The organism is Phenylobacterium sp., from assembly GCF_036821595.1.
GTDB lineage: Bacteria > Pseudomonadota > Alphaproteobacteria > Caulobacterales > Caulobacteraceae > Phenylobacterium.
This window is the reverse complement of sequence record NZ_DAISJG010000012.1, coordinates 39422-60213: the sequence shown is the minus strand read 5'-3', so window position 1 is coordinate 60213 and position 20792 is coordinate 39422. Positions and strand designations below refer to the sequence as shown.

Genomic DNA, 20792 nt, shown 5'->3' with positions numbered 1-20792 from the left:
GCCAACCCGGTAACCTTTTATCTTATTGGATTTGCTGGTGTTTATTCGGGGCGGGTGATCGCGCCGCTAACCAAAGGAGCCAATTTTCCTACCGCGCGGCAGTTCCTGCCGCGCACCCGCGGCCGGGGCGTTCCGATTCCCTGGGCGGTCAACGAAAAAGGCCGCGGCGGCGGCCGCGGCCTTCGGGGCTGTCTGAGCGAGGCGGGGCGGTCAGGCCGCGGCGACGGCTCCGGGGGCCGCGCCAGCGCCCTGGCCGGGGCCGCCGGCGAGGCCCTGCATGATGATGCGGTTGATGTCGATGAGCGGCTCGATCTCCTCCTGCCGGCGGATCACGGCGCTGGTGTGCTTACCGACCCAGATGGACAGGGAGATGATCGACGCCCGCAGTTCGGGCGGCAGCCGGTTGTCGGGGTGCGAGCAGTCCTCGCCCAGGAAGTTCCAGACGCGCCGGTTCCAGTCGAGCGCGTCGATGCGCCCGCCGATATCGGTCGGGTCGCGCTTGGCGGCCTCCATCAGCGCGAGCGTGACCTGCGCGAAGAGACGATACTCCGTCTCGCGCGGGCTCTCGGCGCTAGTCGCCGTGCGCTGGTACGCCTGAAGGGACATTCCCCAACCTCTCGTCTTCGTACTCGATAAGCTTCCGGCACAGCATGAGCGCCTTGTACCACTCACGTTCCATGCAGAACTTCGAGATCTGCACGCATTCCGCGAGGATATCCGGGTTGCGAATGACCCCCATGAACTCGGTCAGGCGCACCACGAACTCGTCGTAGTACCGGGCCGCGCCGGGTTCATCGAGATACATCATCATGACCGGGAAGTAGATGCGGCGGGCGGGCGTGTTCGCCTCTTCCTGCTGCATGATGTCCTTCTCGCGGAGCACCGAGGCCTTGTTCTGCAGGACCAGTACGCCGCGCCGGTCGCCGTTCTGGACGACCGCGCCGTTGAGGACGAACTTCTCCCCGGGCTTCAGCGACAATTTTAGCGGCAACACCGCCTCCCGATCAGAGCGTCCACGAATCTACGTCATGATTCGAATGACCCATTGTCGCCTTGTGCCGGGCCGAACGCACCATGAGGGTTAGCCGCAGGGTGTTAACGTGGCCTTGCCGAGGGTGTGGCCCAAGGCCGCGGTTAAGGTCTGGGTAACCATAAGGGCGCGATCTCAGGGTGTCCTTAGAAGGGGGAAGCTCTATGGCCCGTCTGGTCGCCTCGAGCGCTGTCTCGACCGTCGCCCTGCAGGCCGCCGCCGCGCCCGCCGCCGCCGCGGTCGCCGCCGTCGCCACCCGCCCGGGCCTCGTCGCCGGCGCGCTCGGCGAAGCCGGCTCGCACGACGCGCTCGGCCGGCTGAAGGAGGCCATGCGCGAGGCCAGGGTCGCCGCCGCCAAGCCGATGCTCGACCGGGCCGTCGCCGCGCTGCTGGTCGACGACCACAAGACGGGCCGCGAATGGGCGCTGAAGGCTCTGAGCCAGGACGAGCGCAGCGGCTACGGCTGGTATCTGCTGGCGATCTCTCTGGAGCGCGCCGGCGACTTCGCCACCTCGATCCGCGCCTACGAGTCGGCGCTGAAGCTGCTGCCGGACGAGTCCGAGGTGGCCAACGACCTGGGCCGCCTCGCCTTCCGGATGGGCATGGCCTCCACCGCCGAGAAGCTGTTCCGCCACTTCGTGGCCGCCAATCCGGACCACCCCGAGGGCTGCAACAACCTGGCCTGCGCCCTGCGCGAGCAGTCGCTGCTCGACGAGGCGGTCGACGTCCTCAAGCCCGCCATCCTTAAGTCGCCGCAGGTGGCGATGCTGTGGAACACCATGGGCACGGTGATGGGCGAGAAGGGGGACTTCGATTCCGCCCACCTCTTCTTCGCCGAGGCCATGCGGCTCGACCCGGCGCTCGCCAAGGCCCGCTACAACTACAGCAACAGCCTCATGGCGCTGGGCGACCCGGAAGCGGCGCTTAGGGAGTGCGACGCAGCCCTGGCGCTGGTCACCGCGGAGGACGAGCGCCAGATGATGCTGCTGGCCCGCTCCTCCATGCTGATCGCCCTCGGCCGCGTGGGCGAAGGGTTCGACGAATACGAGGCCCGCCTGCATCCGATGTACGGCGACCTGACGCGGTTCCTGATCAATCGGCCACGCTGGGCGCCGGGCGCCGAGCTCGCCGGCAAGCACCTCCTGGTGGTCGCCGAGCAGGGCCTGGGGGACGAGGTGCTGTTCGCCAACCTCCTGGAGGACGTGAAGGCCCGGCTCGGGCCCGAAGGGCGGATGACGATCGCGGTCGAGCGGCGGCTGGTCGACCTGTTCGCCCGCAGCTTTCCGGAGGCCAAGGTGGGGGCCCACGCCACAGGGACGCTGCAGGGCCGCCCCGCCCGCCACGTGCCGTTCCTGCAGGACGCCCAGGACGTGGACCTCTATGCCCCGATGGGCTCGCTGCTGCGCGGCTTCCGCCGCAGCCCGGACGACTTCCCCGACCGCGAGCGCTTCCTGGTCGCGGACCCTGACCGGGTCGCCCATTGGCGCGAACAGTTGCAGGCGGCCGGCGCCGGGCCGAAGGTGGGCCTGCTCTGGAAGAGCGCGCTCAGGCGCAACACCCGCCAGCGCTACTTCTCGCCGTTCGAGGCCTGGGCCCCGGTGCTCTCCCGGCCCGGCGTCACCTTCGTCAACCTGCAGTACGACGACTGCGCCGAGGAGCTGGCGTGGGTGAAGCGCGAACTGGGGGTGGAGATCTGGCAGCCGCCCGGCATCGACCTGAAGCAGGACCTGGACGACGTGGCCGCCCTGGGCTGCGCCATGGACCTGGTGGTCGGCTTCTCGAACGCCACCTTCAACCTCGCCGCCGCCTGTGGCGCTCCGAGCTGGCTCATCTCCACCCCGGCCGCCTGGACCCTGCTCGGCACCGACCGCTACCCCTGGTACCCGCAGGCGCGGGTGTTCACGCCCAAGGGCTTCGGGGCCTGGGACGAGATGATGGGTGAACTGGCCGAGGCGCTGGGCGCCTGGGCGGAGGAACGCTGAGCCCCGCCACGGATTGATCCTGCAGGAGGCGCCGACCGGCGCCGGAGGACTGCGAGGACATTCCATGCCCGGGACCAGCGACTACGACTTCGACGGACAGGACCAGTCCGAGGTCTTCGACGAGACCAACACCGACGACGCCGAAGAGCTGAACGAGATGAAGACCTTCGAGGAGCTTCCCGACGTCCTCGACATGACCTCGGCCCGGGGCGATCGCGATGACGACGAGGCGCTGGCGCTCGACGCGGACGAGTTCGACGAGGACGCCGTGGACGACGGCGACCTCGAGGAGGACAACGAGCTCGACTACCGCGCCTCCGACGAGGAGCACGAGGACGATCTCGACGGCCTGGGCGCCGAGGCCGGCTCCGAGGGCGTCGACGAGGACCGCATCGAAGCCTCCGAGATCGAGGGCCTGGACACCGTGCTGGACGCCGACCGCGTCGAGGGCGGCGAGGACGACTTCACCAACTTCCAGGCGAAGAACCTCTCCGACGAGGACCTCAAGCGCATGGGCTATTCCGAGGATCGCGGCGGCGAGACCCGCGCCAAGCCCGACGGGCGCTGACGGCTCCGCTTTGCGGCGAATCGCGGCTCCTCCCATCATCCGCCGGGACTAGCGGGGGCGAGCATGGCGACGGCGATCCTGCAGGCGCGGATGAGCTCCACCCGCCTGCCCGGCAAGGTGATGAAGCCGCTGGCCGGGGCGCCGATGATCGAGCGCCAGCTTGAGCGCCTGCGCCGCTGCGGGACGCTGGACCGGCTGGTCGTGGCGACCAGCGAGGACGCCACCGACGATCCCCTCGCCGCGCACCTGGCCGGCCTCGGCGTCGACCTCCACCGCGGCCCGCTGGACGACGTGCTCGGCCGCTTCCTGGGCGCCATGGACGCCTTCGGCATCGACGGCGACGTGGTGCGGCTGACCGCCGACTGCCCGCTGGCCGATCCCGGCGTGATCGACGACGGCGTGCGGCTGCGGGCGAGGCTCGGCGTCGACTATGTCTCCAACGGGCGTCGTCGCACCTATCCCCACGGGCTGGACATGGAGGTGTTCACCGCCGATGCGCTGCGCGCGGCGGGACGGGAGGCGACGGACGCCTACGACCGCGAGCACGTGACTCCGTTCATCTACCACCACCCTGAGCGGTTCAGCCTGGCGGACCTGGTTCAGGACCGCGACGAGAGCCGGCTGCGCTGGACCGTGGACACGCCCGAGGACTACGACTTCGTCGAGCGGGTCTATGCCGCGCTCTATCCCACCAATCCGGCATTCACCTCGGACGACGTCCGCGCTCTGCCCTTCCAGCATTACGGGAGCTAGGCGAGCATCTCCCAGGCGAGGGGCTCGCCCCGCTTGAGCGGCCGGGCGGCCTGCCGCCCAAGCACCTGCGGCAGGTGCTTGGGCGACAGGCCGTGTCCCGGGCGGATCGAGCGCACATTGGCGGGGGTAAGCGGCTCGCCGGCGGCGACGTCGGCCACCACGTAGAGCGAGCGGCGGTGGTCGCGGCTGGCGGCCTCGGACGGGACCTCGTCGTAGCGCACCTGGCCCAGCGCCAGCCAGGCGTCGCGGCACTCCTTCACCAGCCGCTCCAGCTCGTGCGGCTCCAGCGAGAAGTCGGAGTCGACGCCGCCCTCGGCGCGGCTGAGGGTGAAGTGCTTCTCGATGAAGCACGCGCCCAGCGCCACCGCGGCCACCGAGGCCGCGACGCCCAGCGTGTGGTCGGAGAGCCCGACCACGACCCCGTGCTGGTCGGCGAGGTGCTGCAGGGTGCGCAGGTTCATGTCGGACGGCGGCGCCGGATAGGCGCTGGTGCAGTGGAGCAGGATGATCCCGCCGGAGCCCGCCCGGCGCGCGGCCTCCACCGCCTCGGCGATCTCCTGCGGCGAGGCCAGGCCCGTGGACATGATCAGAGGCTTGCCGGTGGCGGCGCAAAGCTCGACCAGCGGGATGTCGATGAGCTCGAAGGAGGCGATCTTGTAGGCCGGCGCGCCGAGCCGCTCCAGCAGGTCGACGGCCGTGGGATCGAACGGCGAGGAGAAGATCGCGATGCCGATCCGCCGGGCGTGGGCGAACAGCTCCTCGTGCCAGGCCCAGGGGGTGTGGGCCTCCTGGTAGAGGTCGTAGAGCCGCCGGCCGTCCCAGAGGCCGCCGTGGACCCGGAACTCCGGCCCGTCGTGGTCGATGGTGATGGTGTCGGCTGTGTAGGTCTGCAGCTTCACGGCGTCGGCGCCGGCCGCCTTGGCCGCGTCGATCAGCGCCAGCGCCCGGGCGATGTCGCCGTTGTGGTTCCCCGAGAGCTCCGCGACGATGTAGGGCGGCTCGCCGGGCCCGATCTTCCGACCGGCGATGGCGACGGACGACGCGGTCATGCCGCGGCCCCGAACCGGCCACCGCGCAGCACGGGCAACGCCTCCGGGAAGCTCGCCACGACGGCGTCGGCCGGGAAGCCTGCGTCCGGCTGCGCGCCGAACCGGCCGGTGAGCACGCGGATGGAACGGGCCCCTATGGCGCGGGCGGCGGCCATGTCGTGTCCGGGATTGTCGCCGATCACCACCGTCTCCTCAGCACGTGTCCCGAGCCGCCGCAGCGCCTCGGCGTAGCAGGCCGGATCGGGCTTCGGCGACTCGTGCTCCCAAGAGTACAGCACCTCGTCCACCAGCGCCTCGACGCCCAGCGCCGCGACCTTGCGCCGCTGCATGAGCGGCAGGCCGTCGGTCAGGATCGCCAGCCGGTGGTCGCGCCGCAGGTCGGCCAGGGCTTCGACGACCCCGGGCCAGAGGGCGATCGCCGGCTCGTGGGCCCGATAGGCCGCGACCAGGCCCGCGACGGTCTCCGGATCGGGGGTGATACCAGCCTGCGCCAGGGCGCGGTCGAAGACCTTGCCGCGGCCGTGGGCGTCGAGCTCGGCCTGCATGACGTCGAACAGGGCGCGGGCGTCGACGCCGGGATGGCGTCCCGCCACCTCGGCGGCCACGGCGCGGAAGCCGGAGAGCACGTAGCTGTGCTCGTCGTAGAGGGTGTCGTCGAGGTCGATGATCAGGGCGCGGGCCATCTTAGCCCTCCGCGAGCGCGGCGAGCTCGGCCTCGGTAACGAAGCGGTCCTCGGGATAGCGCAGCAGGGTGAGGCCATAGGCGATCGGGCGCGGCGCGGCGGCCTCCGCCCCGCGGCCCTCGACCATCTGCAGGATCCGGTCGGGCGAGGCCAAGCCCGCGCGGATCGATAGGCTGGAGGCCCCGCCGAACCGCGGATTGACCTCGATGAACCGCGGCGCGCGGCCCGGCGCGTGGAAGGCCTGGACGACGTTGTGGCCCACGAGTCCGAGGGCCGCGCAGAGCGCCAGCGCCTGCTCCTCCAGCTCCGGCGCGTCCTCGACGCGCGACTTCACCGCCTCCCCGGCCCGGACCTGAAGCCTGCGCCGCGCCACCGCCTGCAGCGGCCGGCCAGTGAGGTCGAGGAGCACGTCGACGGTATATTCGGGGTCGGTCTCCAGGACCTGGACGAGCAGGTCCGCGCCGGCCGGCAGGTCCTCCGCCCGGTCGATCCGCCGGGCGCCCCTGCCGCCCGCGCCGGTCACCGGCCGCACGAAGACGGGGAAGCGCGCCGGCGTCTCGTCGGGGGCATAGGTGCGCGGGGTGGCCAGCCCCTGGGCCGCGCAGACGGCCGTGAACCGCCGCTTGTCCTGGCAGGCCGCGAGCGCCTCGGCGCCGGCGACGAGCGCCGTCACGCCCTGTTCCGCCAGGCGGTCCCTGGCGGCGGCCAGCACGGGCAGTTCGGCGTCACGGGTCGGCACGACCAACCGCACGGCATGGGCCGCGCAGACCTTCGCCAGGGCCTTCGCGAAACCCGGGGCGTCGCTGCGCGGCAGGATCACCGCCTCGTCGGCCTCGAACAGGGCGGCGTTGTCGGGCCCAAGGTCGGCGGCCAGAACCTTGCCCCCACGCGCATGCGCCGCCTCGGCGAAGGCGCGGACCAGGGGAACCTTGGCCGCGGCGCTGAGGATCAGGACATTCATCGCGTCCCGGCGGCGCGCCGCGCATAGACCGTCTGGTTGCGGCCGATGCCGGCCCGCGCGCAGCCGCGGCGGAACTCCACCACCGCCTCGAGGGAGCGGTCCTTCCACAGGCCCATCTCGAAGGCGATGCGGGCGAAGTGGCAGGGCCGGCCCCTGGCGCGGTCCCGCATGTAGCCGGTGTCCGGATTGAGCAGGAAGATGTCGATCGGGAACTCGCCCAGGTGCTCGACCACCTCCCAGCCGTGCGCGGCCATGGCCCGCGGCAGGCTGTCGGTGTTGAAGTAGTTCAGGTGGTCCGGCGGGGCGAGCCAGAACTGGGGATCGGCCAGGCCGCGGCGCACGATCTGGTCCTGCAGCCAGGACCCGTCGTTGGGCACGGAGATCCGCACCATCCCCTGCGGCGCGACGATCGCCCTCAGGCGGTCCAGCAGGCCCATGGGGTCGATCACGTGCTCCAGCACGTTGTTGCAGACCACGAGGTCCCAGGTCTCGCCGCGGGCGATGACCTCGTCCAGCAGGGCGAAGGCGTCGCCGAGCACCAGTCGGTCCGACAGTTCCGGGAAGAAGGCCTGCAGGCCGTCGTCGGTGAAATCGAGGCCGCTCGCCTCCCAGCCGCGCCTCAGGAAGTAGTCGAGGGTGAAGCCCTCGCCCACGCCGACCTCGAGCAGGCGACCCGGCGGCCGCCCCCAGACCCATTCGGTCTCCGCGGGCTGCAGGCGCTTATGCTTCAGCTCTTCGTCGGTGTAGCCGTGGGCGTACGGGTTCTTGCCGTGGTCGGCGACGAAGTACTTGTCGCGATAGTAGGCGGCGAGATCGTCCGGCGTCGGCCGGGGCTCGATCTCGAAATATCCTTCCGGCTTCTCGACCAGACGCTGCGTCACCCTGCCCTCCGCCGCAGGCTGCTGAGTCGCCCGCATCGCCAGCATAGCGGACCCGCGACGGGTGCGCGGCGCCAAGCCACTTGCATGCGGCGCTCGGCTCTCTAGTCTGGCGCCGTTGAAACAACTGTTCGAACGTGGGTGAGACCGCCCGCGCAGGGAGCCTCGATGAGCCAGCGTTTCGAAGGAACCGAGAACTACGTCGCCACCGAGGACCTGAAGGTCGCGGTGAACGCGGCGATCGCCCTGGAGCGCCCGCTGCTGATCAAGGGCGAGCCCGGCACCGGCAAGACGGTCCTGGCCTACGAGATCGCCGAGGCGCTCGGCGCGCCGCTGATCACCTGGCACATCAAGTCGACGACCAAGGCCCACCAGGGTCTCTACGAGTACGACGCGGTGACCCGCCTGCGCGACAGCCAGCTCGGCGACGAGCGGGTGAAGGACGTCAAGAACTACATCAAGAAGGGCAAGCTCTGGGAGGCTTTCGAGGCGCCGGAGCGCCCCGTCCTGCTGATCGACGAGATCGACAAGGCCGACATCGAATTCCCGAACGACCTCCTGCAGGAGCTCGATCGGATGGAGTTCTACGTCTACGAGACCAACGAGACCATCAAGGCCGCCGTCCGGCCGGTGGTGATCATCACGTCCAACAACGAGAAGGAGCTGCCGGACGCCTTCCTGCGCCGCTGCTTCTTCCACTACATCCGCTTCCCCGAGGCGGAGACGATGAACCAGATCGTCGAGGTCCACTATCCGGGCATCAAGCAGAAGCTCGTCGCCGAGGCGCTGCGCATCTTCTACGACATGCGCAAGGTGCCGGGCCTGAAGAAGAAGCCGTCGACCTCCGAGCTGCTGGACTGGCTGAAGCTGCTGATGGTCGAGGACATCGACGAGGTGGCGCTGAAGGAGAAGGATCCGACCAAGCTGATCCCGCCGCTGCACGGCGCGCTGCTGAAGAACGAGCAGGACGTGCATCTCTTCGAACGCCTCGCCTTCCTGGCGCGGCGCGAGGGCGCCGGCTCGGGCCGGCCGGGCCAGTAGAGCCCGGCGGCTGCGCCGCAACCGCCGTTACGGCGAATTCACTCGATTTTTCCAGGGGCTCCAGCCACCCTTTGAGGGAACGGACTGGAGCCCTTTCGCCATGAAGCCGCTGCTTCTCATCGCGTCCTCGACCCTGGCGCTCGCCGGCCTGACCGCCTGCGGCCCCGGCGGCCAGCCGGCCGCCCGCGCGGCCCTCGACTGCCCGGAAGTCCAGGGCGAGCTGACCCGCACCGCGATCGCCGCCGACGGCAAGAGCTGCACCTACCGCACCGCCACAGGGGCGGAGATCGGCCTGCAGCTGGTCGCCACCAACGGCGACCCCGGAACCGCGCTGCAGGCCATCGAGACCCGCCTGATGACGGTCGCCCAGCCAGCGCCGGGCGAGGCGAAGCCCGACCAGCCGGCCGACGCGGCCGCGAAGGCCGCCGAGGGCGCCGCCCGCGACGCCGCCGCCGTGGCCCGGGAAGCGGAGCAGGACGCCGCCCGCGCCGCCGGCGAGGCCGGGCGCTCGGTCAGCGCCAAGGTGGACATCCACGTCGACGGCGACGGCAAGACCGTGACCACCGGAAAGACCGGCGAGGTCACCCGCGTCCAGCTGCCCGGGATCAACATCACCGCCGGCGAGGACGACGCCAAGGTCAAGATCGGCGGCCTGACCGTGAACGCCGACGGCGACCAGGCCACCGTCCACATCCTCCGCGACGTGCGGCTGAAGGGCGAGGCCTTCTCGCGCGAGAAGCGCGGCGTGCGGGCGACCTTCATCCACGAGGGCGAACTGGCCGACGGCTACCGCTTCGTGGGCTATGAGGCCGCCGGGCCGAAGGCCGGCCCGATCACGGTCGCCACCGTCCGGGCGAAGACCGAGATCGACGACGGCAGCGCCGTCTACAAGGACGTCAAGCGCCTGGTCCGCCGCAACGGCGGGGTCTAGCCCGCCGGCTGGACCTCGACGACCTTGTAGGTCAGCGGCCGGCCGTCCTCGTCGGTGACGGTGACGTACTCGCCCACGGCGAAGCGGTGGTCGCCCAGCCGGTGCACCGGCTCGTCGTCGGCAGAGTCGTCCTCGTCGTAGTCGAAGAACCAGCGCGCGCCGCGGCGGTTCAGGCGGCCGTCCACCGGATCCTCGTCCGGGGCGAAGCGGCGCACCGTGCAGTTCTCCCGCGCCTTGGCGAAGGCGCCCTCGTCCAGCATGCCGTCCTCGGTCAGCGGCGCGATCAGGGAGTAGCCGCGGTGGTCGTCGCCTCCGGCGAATTCGGTGCCAGGGTTGCGGGCAAGCCGCATGACGATGCGCGACAGGGCCATTTCAATCCACCTTCTGAAAGCTAGTGAGACAAGAACAACGAGGGCTGGTCGGAGTTCAACAGCGTCCGGGTCGTTCCCCCGAAGATGAACTCCTGCAGCCTTGGATGGCCGAACGCGCCGGCCACCAGGATCTGGGCGCCCGCCTCCTTCGCCGCGGCCATCAGGGCGGGCGCCGCGTCGCCGGTGTCGGGCAGCACCTGCAGGGCGGCGTCGACGCCCCGGGCGGCGTAATAGGCCTTCAGCCGCGCGGCGTCGAAGCTGCGGGCGCTGGCCTTGGGCGCGGCGAGGATGACCACCTTCTCCGCCTTCTCCAGCAGCGGCATGGCGAGGCGGGCGGCCCGGGAGGCCTCCTTGCCGCCATCCCAGGCGACCGCCACCGCGCCGCCGACCTTCAGCCCCTCGCGGGCGACGAGCACCGGGCGCTGTTCGTCGGCGACCATCTGCTGGAAGGCCTCGGCGAGCGGCCCGCGGCCCCGGGCCGGGTCGGAGTTGAACACCACGACGTCCGAAAGGCGGCTCTCGGCGGAGAGGCCGGCCCAGACAGGCGTCTGCAGGGCGATGAACTGCTTCTTGCCGTAGCTGACGGCCTCCATGGCGGCGCGGGCGTTCTTCTCGCCGGCCGCGGCGGCCTCCTTCAGCGACTCGAGCGCCGTTGTCTGGACGCCGCCCAGGAAGCCCTCACCCATCCAGGGCATGACGTCGGCGACGTCGGCGGGCGTGTAGACGCCGGCCACCTCCGCGCCGAAGGGTTCGGCCAGCATGACCGCCGCGGCCACCGCCGCGCGATCGCCCTGCCCGCCCGAAAGAGGCGCCATGATGCGCGCCCAACTCATGCTTTTCGCCCCTTCATCCTGTGGACCTTGGACCCCGCGGCCTCAGGCTCGCATTGATCTTTCTCAGGCTCTGGGCCAGTTCACCAGCCTGACCATGGAGGGAATGCGCCTGTGAGGAAAGGGCTGCGTCGCGTGAAGGAGGTCCGCGCCTGGCAGCGCATGCTGTCCGGCCGCCGGCTGGACCTGCTCGACCCCTCCCCCATGGACATCGAGATCGAGGACATCGCCCACGGCCTCGCCCGGGTGGCCCGCTGGAACGGCCAGACGGTGGGCGAGCACGCCTTCTCGGTGGCCCAGCATTCCATCGTCGTCGAGGAGATCGTCGCCCACATCCAGCCGGACGTGGAGCCGCGCTGGCGGCTGGCCGCCCTGCTGCACGACGCCTCGGAATATGTGATCGGCGACATGATCTCGCCATTCAAGGCCGCGCTGGGCGTGGACTACAAGACCTTCGAGGAGCGGCTGGAGAACGCCATCCACATCCGCTTCGGCCTGCCGGCCAAGACGCCGCTGGCGATCAAGAAGCTGATCAAGCAGGCCGACCGGGCCTGCGCCTTCTTCGAGGCGACGCAGCTGGCCGGCTTCAGCCATGCCGAGTCCCTCGACTTCTTCGGCGCCCCGCCCGCCGGCTATTCACTGCACATCGAGCCCTGGCCGGCGGGCGTCGCCCAGCAGCGCTACGTCCAGCGCTTCCACATCCTCTCCGAGGCCGCCGGCTACACGCCGTCTCCGGCCGCCTTCGACACGGAGTAGGCGCCCGTGCCCACCTCCGTCGTCATCGGGCTCTCGGCGGTGGTGGTGGCCATCCGCGACGGCGAGGCCGTGGTCCTGACCGTCCGCCCGCCGGGGCAGGAGCTGCAGGGCCTGCCCTTCGGCCCCTTCGACCCCGAGGGGCACCGCACCTTCGAGCTGGCGCTGCGCGCCTTCGTGCGCGAGCAGACCCGGTTCGACCCGGGCTATGTGGAGCAGCTCTACACCTTTGGCGACAAGGGCCGCGACGCGCCGCTGGCGGACATGGGCGCCGGCGCCGCGCGGGTGATCTCAGTAGGCTACCTCGGACTCGCGCCGGCAGCGCTCGACACCCACTCGGCGGCGTCGGGCTGGCAGCCGTGGAACCGGTTCTTTCCCTACGAGGACTGGCGCGACGGCCGGCCAGCGGCGCTGGGCGTGATCGAGATGGCGCTGCGGGCCTGGGCCACGACGCCGGACCGCCTGGCCCGGGCGCGGCTGCTGTTCGCGCTCGACGGCGCGCCCTGGAACGAGGAGCGGGTCCTGGAGCGCTACGAACTGCTCTACGAGGCGGGCCTGGTGCACGAGGCGGCCCGCGACCGCGGCGAGATCCAGCCGGCCACCCTGCCCCCGGCCGGCGAGCCGATGATCTCCGACCACCGGCGGATCCTCGCGACGGCGCTGTCGCGGCTGCGCGGCAAGCTGAAGTACCGGCCGGTGGTGTTCGAGCTGATGCCGGAGGCCTTCACGCTCTCGGCCCTGCAGCGGGCCGTCGAGGCGATCGCCGGCGTGCCGCTGCACAAGCAGAACTTCCGCCGCGCCCTGGAACGGGCCGAACTGGTCGAGGGCCTGGGCCGCATGGACGCCGAAACCGGCGGCCGGCCGGCCGAGCTGTTCCGCTTCCGCCGCGAGATCCTGGCCGCGCGGCCGGTGAGCGGCCTCTCGCTGCCGCTCCTGAGGGACTAGGCCGCCTCGCGCGCGCCTTGCGGCTCCGCGGCAGGCGTCCCCTGCCCCTTCGTCCACTCCGCCTTCAGCATCGCGCTGGTCTCGCGGCTGCCGTCGGGGCTCCAGCCGGGCGGGCCGAACAGCCAGCCGAGCGCATGGCGGGGCTGGCGGGCGACGTCCTTCGCGATTCCGACCCACTCGTGGAAGGCGACGCGCAGGATGTTGAAGGAGCCGAGGTTCCTCACGATGCCGTAGCGGCACGGCTCCTCGTCCAGCTCGGGCTGGAAGGTGCCGAACATTCGGTCCCAGACGATCAGGATGCCGGCGTAGTTGCGGTCGAGGTAGCGCGGGTTGCGGGCGTGGTGCACCCGGTGGTGGGAGGGCGTGTTGAACACCGCCTCGAACCAGCGCGGCATCCGGCGGATGGTCTCGGTGTGGATCCAGTACTGGTAGACGAGGCTGATCCCCTTCTGGATCGCGATCATCGCCGGACTGAAGCCCAGGAAGGCCAGCGGCAGCCAGAGCAGCCAGGTGCCCGCCACCCCTCCGGTCCAGGTCTGCCGCAGGGCGGTCGAGAGGTTGTAGTGCTGGCTGGAGTGATGGTTGACGTGCGCCGCCCACCAGAACCGCCGCTCGTGGCTGAGGCGGTGGAACCAGTAGTAGGTCACGTCCTCCAGCAGGAAGAGGACGACCCAGGCCCAGACGGCGGTGAACGGCACGGTGAACAGCCGATGCTCGTAGGCCCACAGGCTGGCGGCGAAGACCAGGCCGCCGGTGATCACGCCCGCGATCGTCGAGCCGAGGCCCATCCCTAGGGAGACGGCCGTGTCCTTCCACTCATAGTTCGCCCGGGCCTTCCCCAGGCGCGCCAGCACGATCTCGAGGATGATGGTGAGGATGAAGATCGGCGTCGCGAGCGTGACCGGGTCGAAATCGGCCTTCATGCGGCGAGATCCTTGCCGAGGTCCTTCGGCGGCCACGACTGCAGGGCGAGCACCGCCCGCGGCGCGGCGATGTCGGCAAGGTCTATGCAGAGCTCGCCCTTGCGGAAGGCCGCCGAGAGGGCCTGCCCCCACGGTATCTGGCGGGCGACGAAGCCGTCGCCGAAACGGCAGAGCACCAGGGCCGCGGCGCCCGACTTGGCGAGCGCGCCCTTGCCGTCCACGGCCACCCACAGCCCGTCGAGCGTGCGGCCGGGGAACTCCTCGGCGAACAGGGCGCGCGCCCTGGCGTCGCTGAGCGGCTGGTTGGGACGCGCGATGCTGGCCCAGGCCGCGAGCGCCACGAGAAGCGTGACCGCCAGCCCCGAGGCCGCGAGTTGAATGAAGAACGCCTGGCTCAAACTGTCTCCTCCCCCGGCGGGAGGCTGCGCGCGAACCGGCGCCCGGGTCAAGAAAAAGGCCCCCCGTGCGACACGGGGGGCCCCTTCCGACCGGCGGCGACGGGGGACGTTAAGCCGCCGCCGGCGCCGTTCCGCCCTAGAAGCGGCGGGTGTAGCCGATCGACCAGACGTCGGCCTTGCCGCCGTCGCCGGTGAAGTCGTGGCGCGTCCAGTCGACACGGACGCCGTTGACGCCGTCGAAGTGATGCTGGGCGCCGACGCCGTAGTTCCAGGACTTGCCGGCGTCGCTGACGCTCGTGCCGAGTGCGGAACCCTCGATCTCGGTCTTGCCGTAGCCGATGCGGGCGAACAGGTCGGTGTTGGCCGACAGCGGCGCGAAGCCCACGGCATAGGCCGCGCCCTGCCACTCGACGTCGAAGTCGACCTCCGTGCCGCCGACGTTCACCTCGTCACCCTTCACGCCCTTCGAGAGCTCGCCTTCCACGCCCATCCAGTCGTTGAAGCGGTAGCCCAGCCGGCCCTGGATCGCGCCGAAGTTCAGGTCCTCGGCCTCCGTGGCGGCGTAGCCCACCGAGCCGTAGACGCCCGGGGTGACGACCTGGGCCTGGGAAATGGCGGGAACGGCCATGGCGATGGCGGCGGCGGACGCCGCGGCGAAAAGCATCTTCATTGGGGAGGTACTCCACTCTCTGACTGAACAGCTGCCCCCAGCCGTCTCGATTGGCCCCTCAAACGCGGCGGGTTCAGGCGGGTTCTGCGGCTTGACTATGGCAGGCGCCGAGGTGTTGCCCTGCGGCCACAATGGCGGCTGACGCCCGGAGCGGGCGTGCTACAAGCGCACCCTGTCATGGAGAGACGCCGCTTGCCTGACGCCGTGATCGCCGCCACCGGCCTCTACACCCCGTCCAACAGCCTCTCGAACGCCGAGCTGGTGGAGACCTTCAACGCCTGGGTCGAGCGGGAGAACGCCCGCAACGCCAAGGCCATCAAGGCCGGCGAAATGGAGCCCCTGGCCGCCTCCTCCGTGGAGTTCATCGAGAAGGCCTCGGGCATCAAGTCCCGCTTCGTGGTCGACAAGCAGGGCCTGGTCGACCCCGACCTGATGCGCCCGGTGATCCCGGAGCGGCCGAACGAACAGATCTCCGTCCTCGCCGAGATGGCGGTGGAGGCGGCGATGGACGCCCTGGTGAGCTGGGACAAGCCGGCCAGCGAGATCGGCGCGGTGATCTGCGCGGCGTCCAACATGCAGCGCGCCTATCCGGCCATGGCCATCGAGGTGCAGAACGCGCTGGGGATCGACGGCTTCGCCTTCGACATGAACGTGGCCTGCTCCTCGGCCACCTTCGGAATCAAGACGGCGGCCGACTTCATCGCCTCGGGCTCGGCCAGGGCGGTGCTGGTGGTCAATCCGGAGATCTGCTCGGGCCACCTGAACTTCCGCGACCGCGACAGCCACTTCATCTTCGGCGACGTGGCGACCGCCGTGATCGTCGAGGCCTCGGACCAGGCGGTCGGCGGCTGGGAGATCCTCGGCACGCGGCTGAAGACCCAGTTCTCCAACAACATCCGCAACAACTTCGGCTTCCTGAACCGCGCCGCCCCCGAGGGGATCGGCAAGCCAGACAAGCTGTTCGTGCAGGAGGGCCGCAAGGTGTTCCGCGAGGTGGTGCCGATGGTCTCGGAGATGATCGTGGAGCACGCGGGCGACCTCGGCCTCGATCCTACGAAGCTGAAGCGGCTGTGGCTGCACCAGGCCAACATCAACATGAACGAGCTGATCGGCCGCCGGGTGCTGGGGCGCGAACCCACCCGCGAGGAGAACGTGATCATCCTCGACGAATACGCCAACACGTCGTCGGCCGGCTCGGTGATCGCCTTCCACAAGCACAACGCCGACTTCCAGCGGGGCGATCTCGGCCTGATCTGCTCGTTCGGAGCGGGCTATTCGGCGGGGACGGTGTTCGTCCGCAAGCGCTGAGGCTGCGCTCCCGCCCCCGGCGGGCCGGACGGCTCCACCGCGGCTGCCCGCGAGGCGTCGGACTGCCGCTGGCAGGCGCCTAATCCGCCGCTTGCGCGTTCAGGCCCCCGGAACGGAGGCCGGCCCGATGGCGCAAGCTGCTCAGGACCTGGAAGACCTGCTCGCCGATCTGGACAGGGCGGCGAGCACGAACGGCGCGAAGGTGTCCGTGGGCGAGATCATGGACACCATCGGCAAGCGCTCGTTCGGTCCCCTGCTCCTGCTGGGCGGCCTGCTCGGCATGACGCCGGTGTCCGCCGTGCCCACCGCCCCGACCATCATCGCGCTCATCACCCTCCTGGTGTCGGTCCAGCTGCTGTTCGGCCGCGAGTCCGTCTGGATTCCGCGCTTCCTGGAGAAGCTCTCCGTCAAGGCCGACAGGGTGAAGAAGACGGTGAAGGTGAGCCGCAAGCCGGCCCGCATCGTCGACCGCCTGGTGAAGCCGCGGCTGGAGGCCCTCACCCGTCCCTGGGCCGACCGGGTGGTGGCGCTGGTCTGCATGCTCGTGGCGATGGTCGTGCCGCCGCTGGAGCTGCTGCCGTTCGTGGCCTTCGTGCCGTCGATGGCCATCGCCACCTTCGGCCTGGGCCTGATCGCCCGCGACGGCCTGCTGGTGCTGACCGCCTTCGTGATCAGCACGACGGCGCTCGGCCTGGCGGCATGGAAGTTCCTGCTGAGCTAGTGCCAGTTGGCGTCGGAGGTCAGTTTCAGCTCGCGGGCGGCCGCGACGATGTCGTCGAGGTCCACCGGATCGCTGAGCGGGTCCTCGTCCAGCCGGGTGACGCGGTTCAGCCGCTTCTGCCAGTGGCGGAGCTCGTCGCAGTAGGCCTTCACCGGCACGCGCCGCAGGTCGCCGCGGTCCTCCACCAGGTCGGCCAGGCCGTTGTGGACCCAGATGCCCTTGCCCCAGTCCTTCATGTCCACGGCCGGGAACAGGCAGACGCCGTGCAGGTCGATGCCCTGGTCCACCGCCGCCAGGGCCTCTTGGACGGTGTCGCGCAGCCAGTGGTGGCGGCCCTCCTCCAGGCCGCTGGTCTCGCCGATGATCATCGGCCGGCGGTAGCGCTCGTAGGCGTACTTCAGGAGGTGGCAGAGCGGCACGATGCGGTCGTCGTCGCGCGGCAGCGGGGCGTGCGGCCCCTGCTCGCGGTACTCCATCTGGCCGAAGGAGTAGCAGTTGACCCCCAGCACATCGAGCACGTCGGGCGACCCGCCCAGTTCCGGATTGCGCTTGCCGGCGATGATGTCCCAGGCGACGAAGGTGTCCTCGTAGGTCTCGCGCCAGGCGGCCGCGATCTGGTCCGGCCTGTCCCTGGGGGCCACCACGTTCACCAGCGGGTCGATGTGAACCATGCGGGCGTCGGGGCAGACCTCGCGGATCGCCTTCACGCCGGCGATGTCGGCGGCGCAGAGCCGCTGGCGCAGGTCGAAGCGGTCGGCGCGGGTGGTGCGGAACGGCGCCGCCCAGCCCCACTCCCCACCTATGAAGGCGAAGAAGGTGATCTCGTTGATCGGGGTGAAGAAGTGCGGCCCCGGCAGCTTCGGGACGACATAGGCCGCCACCGCGCGGCAGTAGTCGGCGAACCGGGGGACGAACTCCGCGCCGAACGGGTCGAGGTCGTCGGGGTAGCCGTAGTGGCAGAGGTCCCAGATCGGCAGCACGTGCTGGGCGTGCATCGCCTCGATCAGCGGGTCGAGGCACGAGAAGTCGTAGCGGCCGCCGCCGAGGTCGACGAACGGCCACGGGCAGCCCTCCCGCGCCACCCCGATACCCAGATGGCGCAGGAAGGCGTAGTCCTCCTGCGCGTGCCGGAGGTGCATCGTCTCCGCGGAGCAGTCGCGCCGGCCCTGGTCCTTCCAGAGGAAGGTGGAGCATTCGAAGCCGGACAGGAAGAAGGTCGGGAAAATGCTCTCGTGCAGCGGCATGGCCGGACTAACCGGCCAGCGCCTGAGCCGTTCCCGATCCTCTAGCGGTCCTTCTCGCGCTCCCCGATCGCGGCCTGCGCCGCGGCCAGCCGGGCGATCGGCACGCGGTAGGCCGAGCAGCTGACGTAATCCAGGCCCACCGCCTCGCAGAACTGGATCGAGGCCGGGTCGCCGCCGTGTTCGCCGCAGATGCCGAGCTTGACGTCGGGCCGGGTCGCCCGGCCGCGCTCGGTGGCGATGCGGATCAGGTCGCCGACGCCCTCCTGGTCCAGGCTGACGAACGGGTCGCGCTCGAAGATGCCCTTCTCGATGTAGGCGTTGAGGAACCGGCCCGAGTCGTCGCGGCTGATGCCGAAGGTCGTCTGGGTCAGGTCGTTGGTGCCGAAGGAGAAGAACTCGGCGTGCTCGGCCAGGTCGCCGGCGCGGATCGCGGCGCGGGGCAGCTCGACCATGGCGCCGACCTTGTACTCGATCTCCCGGCCGCGCTCGGCGAAGACCGCTTTCACAGTCTTGTCCGTGAGCTCGCGCAGGAACTTCATCTCCTCGCCCTTGGCCACCAGCGGGTGCATGATCTCGACGATCGGCGCGGGCTTGCCCGAGGCAGCCACGTCCAGGGCCGCCTCGACGATGGCGCGGACCTGGATCTCATAGATCTCCGGATAGGCCACGCCCAGGCGGCAGCCGCGGTGGCCCAGCATCGGGTTCACCTCGTGCAGCTCCTTGGCGCGTCGCAGCAGCTTGGCCGGGTCGAGGCCGGTGGCCGCGGCGACCGAGGCGACGTCCTCCTCGGTGTGCGGCAGAAACTCGTGCAGCGGCGGGTCGAGCAGCCGGATGGTCACCGGCAGGCCCTCCATGATGCCGAACAGCTCCACGAAGTCCTGGCGCTGCATCGGCAGGATCTTCTCCAGCGCGGCGCGGCGGCCCTTCTCATCGTCGGCCAGGATCATCTCGCGGACGGCGGCGATCCGGTCGGGGTCGAAGAACATGTGCTCGGTGCGGCACAGGCCGATGCCTTCCGCGCCGAACTGGCGGGCGGTGCGGGCGTCGAGCGCCGTCTCGGCGTTGGCGCGGACCTTCAGGCGGCGCACGCTGTCGGCCCAGGTCATCAGGGTGGCGAAGTCGCCGGAAAGCTCCGGCTCGATCATCTTCACCGCGCCGGTCAGAACCTCGCCGGTCGAGCCGTCGATGGTGATCACGTCGTGGGCCTTGAAGGTGCGGCCGCGGACGTGGAACTCGCCCGACTTCTGGTCGATGCGCAGCTCGCCGGCGCCGGAGACGCAGGGGCGGCCCATGCCGCGGGCGACCACCGCGGCGTGGCTGGTCATGCCGCCCCGGGCAGTGACGATGCCGCGCGCGGCGTCCATTCCGCGGATGTCCTCCGGGCTGGTTTCCTCGCGCATCAGGATCACCGCCTCGCCGGCGGCGCCCAGCCTCTCGGCCTCCTCGGCGGTGAACACCACCTTGCCGGTGGCCGCGCCCGGCGAGGCCGGCAGGCCGTTGGCGATCACGTCGCGGGGGCTGGCGGGGTCGATGGTCGGGTGCAGGAGTTGGTCGAGGCTGGCGGGCTCGACCCGCATCACGGCCTCCTCCTTGGTGATCAGGCCTTCCGAGGCGAGGTCCACGGCGACCTTCAGCGCAGCCTTGGCGGTGCGCTTCCCGTTGCGCGTCTGCAGCATGTACAGACGGCCCTTCTCCACCGTGAACTCGATGTCCTGCATGTCGCGGTAGTGCTTCTCGAGCTTCTCCACGACGGACTTGAACTGGGTGAAGACCTCCGGCAGCGCCTCCTCCATGGAGGGGTTCTTCTCGCCCATCTCCTCGCGGGCGGCCTTGGTCAGGGCCTGCGGCGTGCGGATACCAGCGACCACGTCCTCGCCCTGGGCGTTGATCAGGAATTCGCCGTAGAGGCGGTTCTCGCCGGTGGACGGATTGCGGGTGAAGGCGACACCCGTGGCCGAGGTCTCGCCCATGTTGCCGAAGACCATGGACTGGACGTTGACCGCCGTGCCCCAGCTCTCCGGGATGTCGTGCATGCGGCGGTAGAACTTGGCCCGGTCGTTCATCCAGCTGGCGAAGACGGCGCTGATCGCGCCCCAGAGCTGGGCTTCCGGATCCTGAGGGAACGGCTCGCCGCGCTCGTTCTCCACGGCCTGCTTGTAGTCGGCGACGACGGCTTCCCAGTCCTCGGCGGTGAGCCCGGTGTCGACGTGGACGTCCAGCCGCTCCTTATGCTCGTCCAGGATTTCCTCGAACATGTGGTGGTCGAGGTTGAGAACCACGTTCGAGTACATCTGGATGAAGCGGCGGTAGCTGTCGAAGGCGAACCGGCGGTCGCCCGCAAGCTTGGCCAAGCCCTCCACCGTGGCGTCGTTCAGGCCGAGGTTGAGGACCGTGTCCATCATGCCCGGCATGGACGCCCGCGCGCCCGAGCGGACCGAAACCAGCAGCGGGTTGGCCGGATCGCCGAAGGTCTTGCCGACCTGGCTCTCCACCTTGGCGAGCGCGTCGCGGACCTGGTCCCTCAGGTCGGACGGATATTCCTGGCCGTGCGCGTAATAGTAGGTGCAGACCTCGGTGGTGATGGTGAAGCCCGGCGGCACCGGCAGGCCGAGCGACGACATCTCGGCGAGGTTCGCCCCCTTGCCGCCCAGCAGGTTCTTCATCGAGGCGTCGCCTTCCGCGCCGCCGCCGCCGAAGGCATAGACCCAGCGCGTCTTCACCATCGTGTCGGCCACCATTCGATGTCCCCTTAC

Annotated in this window: 22 protein-coding genes; 9 read left to right on the top strand and 13 right to left on the bottom strand. The window is 70.3% G+C overall.

Translation table 11 applies throughout. The features are described 5' to 3' along the window. Window positions 1-210 precede the first annotated feature (210 nt). Complete coding sequence (gene flaF / locus V7Z97_RS08600; RefSeq protein WP_334162790.1) at window positions 211-606, bottom strand: flagellar biosynthesis regulator FlaF; 396 nt, start codon at window positions 604-606, stop codon at window positions 211-213. Then, the gene (gene flbT, locus V7Z97_RS08595; protein ID WP_325460596.1) at window positions 572-991 is read right to left on the bottom strand and encodes a flagellar biosynthesis repressor FlbT; all 420 of its coding nucleotides are present in this window, start codon (window positions 989-991) and stop codon (window positions 572-574) included. The genes flaF and flbT overlap by 35 nt, the downstream gene beginning before the upstream one ends. A gap of 203 nt (window positions 992-1194) precedes the next feature. On the opposite strand from flbT, the gene V7Z97_RS08590 reads away from it, so the two are divergent. From V7Z97_RS08590 to V7Z97_RS08580, 3 genes are all read left to right on the top strand, one after another. Beyond that, window positions 1195-3012: a tetratricopeptide repeat protein gene (locus tag V7Z97_RS08590; RefSeq protein ID WP_334162788.1), complete on the top strand. Its 1818-nt coding sequence runs from the start codon at window positions 1195-1197 to the stop codon at window positions 3010-3012. A 64-nt stretch (window positions 3013-3076) separates the two neighbouring features. Then, window positions 3077-3580, top strand: coding sequence for a hypothetical protein (locus tag V7Z97_RS08585; protein ID WP_334162786.1), 504 nt, complete (start codon window positions 3077-3079; stop codon window positions 3578-3580). Window positions 3581-3643: 63 nt separating this feature from the next. Continuing rightward, complete coding sequence (locus V7Z97_RS08580) at window positions 3644-4333, top strand: glycosyltransferase family protein (protein WP_334162785.1); 690 nt, start codon at window positions 3644-3646, stop codon at window positions 4331-4333. Here the strand turns inward: V7Z97_RS08580 and pseI are convergent. The 4 genes from pseI to V7Z97_RS08560 are packed head-to-tail and all read right to left on the bottom strand — an operon-like array spanning window position 4330 to window position 7907. After that, window positions 4330-5382, bottom strand: a complete 1053-nt coding sequence (pseI, locus tag V7Z97_RS08575; RefSeq protein ID WP_334162784.1) for a pseudaminic acid synthase — start codon at window positions 5380-5382, stop codon at window positions 4330-4332. The two genes, V7Z97_RS08580 and pseI, sit on opposite strands and share 4 nt — an antisense overlap. Then, entirely contained in the window at window positions 5379-6065 is a 687-nt protein-coding gene (locus V7Z97_RS08570) for an HAD family hydrolase (protein WP_334162783.1), read from the bottom strand. The genes pseI and V7Z97_RS08570 overlap by 4 nt, the downstream gene beginning before the upstream one ends. A gap of 1 nt (window position 6066) precedes the next feature. Beyond that, complete coding sequence (locus V7Z97_RS08565) at window positions 6067-7026, bottom strand: ATP-grasp domain-containing protein (RefSeq protein ID WP_334162782.1); 960 nt, start codon at window positions 7024-7026, stop codon at window positions 6067-6069. Continuing rightward, complete coding sequence (locus V7Z97_RS08560) at window positions 7023-7907, bottom strand: class I SAM-dependent methyltransferase (protein WP_334162779.1); 885 nt, start codon at window positions 7905-7907, stop codon at window positions 7023-7025. The genes V7Z97_RS08565 and V7Z97_RS08560 overlap by 4 nt, the downstream gene beginning before the upstream one ends. Before the next feature lie 165 nt (window positions 7908-8072). On the opposite strand from V7Z97_RS08560, the gene V7Z97_RS08555 reads away from it, so the two are divergent. Both V7Z97_RS08555 and V7Z97_RS08550 read left to right on the top strand, forming a co-directional pair. Beyond that, the gene (locus V7Z97_RS08555; protein ID WP_334162778.1) at window positions 8073-8945 is read left to right on the top strand and encodes an AAA family ATPase; all 873 of its coding nucleotides are present in this window, start codon (window positions 8073-8075) and stop codon (window positions 8943-8945) included. Between the two features lie 100 nt (window positions 8946-9045). Then, on the top strand, window positions 9046-9876 hold the full coding sequence (locus V7Z97_RS08550; RefSeq protein WP_334162777.1) for a hypothetical protein: 831 nt from the start codon (window positions 9046-9048) through the stop codon (window positions 9874-9876). Here the strand turns inward: V7Z97_RS08550 and V7Z97_RS08545 are convergent. Next, entirely contained in the window at window positions 9873-10247 is a 375-nt protein-coding gene (locus V7Z97_RS08545) for a hypothetical protein (protein WP_334162775.1), read from the bottom strand. The two genes, V7Z97_RS08550 and V7Z97_RS08545, sit on opposite strands and share 4 nt — an antisense overlap. Window positions 10248-10267: 20 nt before the next feature. Next, a complete protein-coding gene (locus tag V7Z97_RS08540; RefSeq protein ID WP_334162773.1) occupies window positions 10268-11080 on the bottom strand; it encodes a universal stress protein in 813 nt (270 codons plus the stop codon). A gap of 111 nt (window positions 11081-11191) precedes the next feature. Here V7Z97_RS08540 and V7Z97_RS08535 point away from each other — a divergent pair, with 111 nt between their 5' ends. After that, complete coding sequence (locus V7Z97_RS08535; RefSeq protein ID WP_442958021.1) at window positions 11192-11833, top strand: YfbR-like 5'-deoxynucleotidase; 642 nt, start codon at window positions 11192-11194, stop codon at window positions 11831-11833. A gap of 6 nt (window positions 11834-11839) precedes the next feature. Further along, window positions 11840-12775 carry an NUDIX hydrolase gene (locus tag V7Z97_RS08530; RefSeq protein WP_334162772.1) on the top strand — a complete coding sequence of 312 codons (936 nt, stop codon included), beginning with the start codon at window positions 11840-11842 and terminating at the stop codon, window positions 12773-12775. Here V7Z97_RS08530 and V7Z97_RS08525 read toward each other — a convergent pair. The 3 genes from V7Z97_RS08525 to V7Z97_RS08515 all read right to left on the bottom strand — a co-directional run bounded on the left by V7Z97_RS08525 (window position 12772) and on the right by V7Z97_RS08515 (window position 14766). Beyond that, window positions 12772-13698, bottom strand: coding sequence for a sterol desaturase family protein (locus V7Z97_RS08525; RefSeq protein ID WP_334162771.1), 927 nt, complete (start codon window positions 13696-13698; stop codon window positions 12772-12774). The genes V7Z97_RS08530 and V7Z97_RS08525 overlap by 4 nt on opposite strands. Continuing rightward, on the bottom strand, window positions 13695-14096 hold the full coding sequence (locus V7Z97_RS08520; protein WP_334162770.1) for a hypothetical protein: 402 nt from the start codon (window positions 14094-14096) through the stop codon (window positions 13695-13697). Before V7Z97_RS08520 ends, V7Z97_RS08525 begins: the two co-directional genes overlap by 4 nt. 136 nt (window positions 14097-14232) lie before the next feature. After that, window positions 14233-14766, bottom strand: a complete 534-nt coding sequence (locus V7Z97_RS08515; protein ID WP_334162768.1) for a porin family protein — start codon at window positions 14764-14766, stop codon at window positions 14233-14235. A 192-nt stretch (window positions 14767-14958) separates the two neighbouring features. On the opposite strand from V7Z97_RS08515, the gene V7Z97_RS08510 reads away from it, so the two are divergent. Both V7Z97_RS08510 and V7Z97_RS08505 read left to right on the top strand, forming a co-directional pair. After that, window positions 14959-16074 (top strand): beta-ketoacyl-ACP synthase III, encoded by a 1116-nt coding sequence (locus V7Z97_RS08510; RefSeq protein WP_334162766.1) that lies wholly within the window; start codon window positions 14959-14961, stop codon window positions 16072-16074. Window positions 16075-16201: 127 nt separating this feature from the next. Then, window positions 16202-16795, top strand: a complete 594-nt coding sequence (locus tag V7Z97_RS08505) for an exopolysaccharide biosynthesis protein (protein WP_334162765.1) — start codon at window positions 16202-16204, stop codon at window positions 16793-16795. On the opposite strand, the gene V7Z97_RS08500 is transcribed toward V7Z97_RS08505, so the two are convergent. Continuing rightward, window positions 16792-18039: a hypothetical protein gene (locus tag V7Z97_RS08500; protein ID WP_334162764.1), complete on the bottom strand. Its 1248-nt coding sequence runs from the start codon at window positions 18037-18039 to the stop codon at window positions 16792-16794. The genes V7Z97_RS08505 and V7Z97_RS08500 overlap by 4 nt on opposite strands. 41 nt (window positions 18040-18080) lie before the next feature. Next, window positions 18081-20777, bottom strand: a complete 2697-nt coding sequence (ppdK, locus tag V7Z97_RS08495; protein ID WP_334162762.1) for a pyruvate, phosphate dikinase — start codon at window positions 20775-20777, stop codon at window positions 18081-18083. Window positions 20778-20792 lie beyond the last annotated feature (15 nt).

What these genes read in the sequence shown, in the direction of transcription:
- flaF (WP_334162790.1), bottom strand. Translation starts at nt 606, where the DNA reads ATGTCCCTTCAGGCGTACCAGCGCACGGCGACTAGCGCCGAGAGCCCG.
- V7Z97_RS08585 (WP_334162786.1), top strand. Translation starts at nt 3,077, where the DNA reads ATGCCCGGGACCAGCGACTACGACTTCGACGGACAGGACCAGTCCGAG.
- V7Z97_RS08500 (WP_334162764.1), bottom strand. Translation starts at nt 18,039, where the DNA reads ATGCCGCTGCACGAGAGCATTTTCCCGACCTTCTTCCTGTCCGGCTTC.
- V7Z97_RS08590 (WP_334162788.1), top strand. Translation starts at nt 1,195, where the DNA reads ATGGCCCGTCTGGTCGCCTCGAGCGCTGTCTCGACCGTCGCCCTGCAG.
- V7Z97_RS08555 (WP_334162778.1), top strand. Translation starts at nt 8,073, where the DNA reads ATGAGCCAGCGTTTCGAAGGAACCGAGAACTACGTCGCCACCGAGGAC.
- V7Z97_RS08550 (WP_334162777.1), top strand. Translation starts at nt 9,046, where the DNA reads ATGAAGCCGCTGCTTCTCATCGCGTCCTCGACCCTGGCGCTCGCCGGC.
- V7Z97_RS08545 (WP_334162775.1), bottom strand. Translation starts at nt 10,247, where the DNA reads ATGGCCCTGTCGCGCATCGTCATGCGGCTTGCCCGCAACCCTGGCACC.
- V7Z97_RS08580 (WP_334162785.1), top strand. Translation starts at nt 3,644, where the DNA reads ATGGCGACGGCGATCCTGCAGGCGCGGATGAGCTCCACCCGCCTGCCC.
- ppdK (WP_334162762.1), bottom strand. Translation starts at nt 20,777, where the DNA reads ATGGTGGCCGACACGATGGTGAAGACGCGCTGGGTCTATGCCTTCGGC.
- V7Z97_RS08540 (WP_334162773.1), bottom strand. Translation starts at nt 11,080, where the DNA reads ATGAGTTGGGCGCGCATCATGGCGCCTCTTTCGGGCGGGCAGGGCGAT.
- V7Z97_RS08565 (WP_334162782.1), bottom strand. Translation starts at nt 7,026, where the DNA reads ATGAATGTCCTGATCCTCAGCGCCGCGGCCAAGGTTCCCCTGGTCCGC.
- V7Z97_RS08570 (WP_334162783.1), bottom strand. Translation starts at nt 6,065, where the DNA reads ATGGCCCGCGCCCTGATCATCGACCTCGACGACACCCTCTACGACGAG.
- V7Z97_RS08505 (WP_334162765.1), top strand. Translation starts at nt 16,202, where the DNA reads ATGGCGCAAGCTGCTCAGGACCTGGAAGACCTGCTCGCCGATCTGGAC.
- pseI (WP_334162784.1), bottom strand. Translation starts at nt 5,382, where the DNA reads ATGACCGCGTCGTCCGTCGCCATCGCCGGTCGGAAGATCGGGCCCGGC.
- V7Z97_RS08515 (WP_334162768.1), bottom strand. Translation starts at nt 14,766, where the DNA reads ATGAAGATGCTTTTCGCCGCGGCGTCCGCCGCCGCCATCGCCATGGCC.
- V7Z97_RS08525 (WP_334162771.1), bottom strand. Translation starts at nt 13,698, where the DNA reads ATGAAGGCCGATTTCGACCCGGTCACGCTCGCGACGCCGATCTTCATC.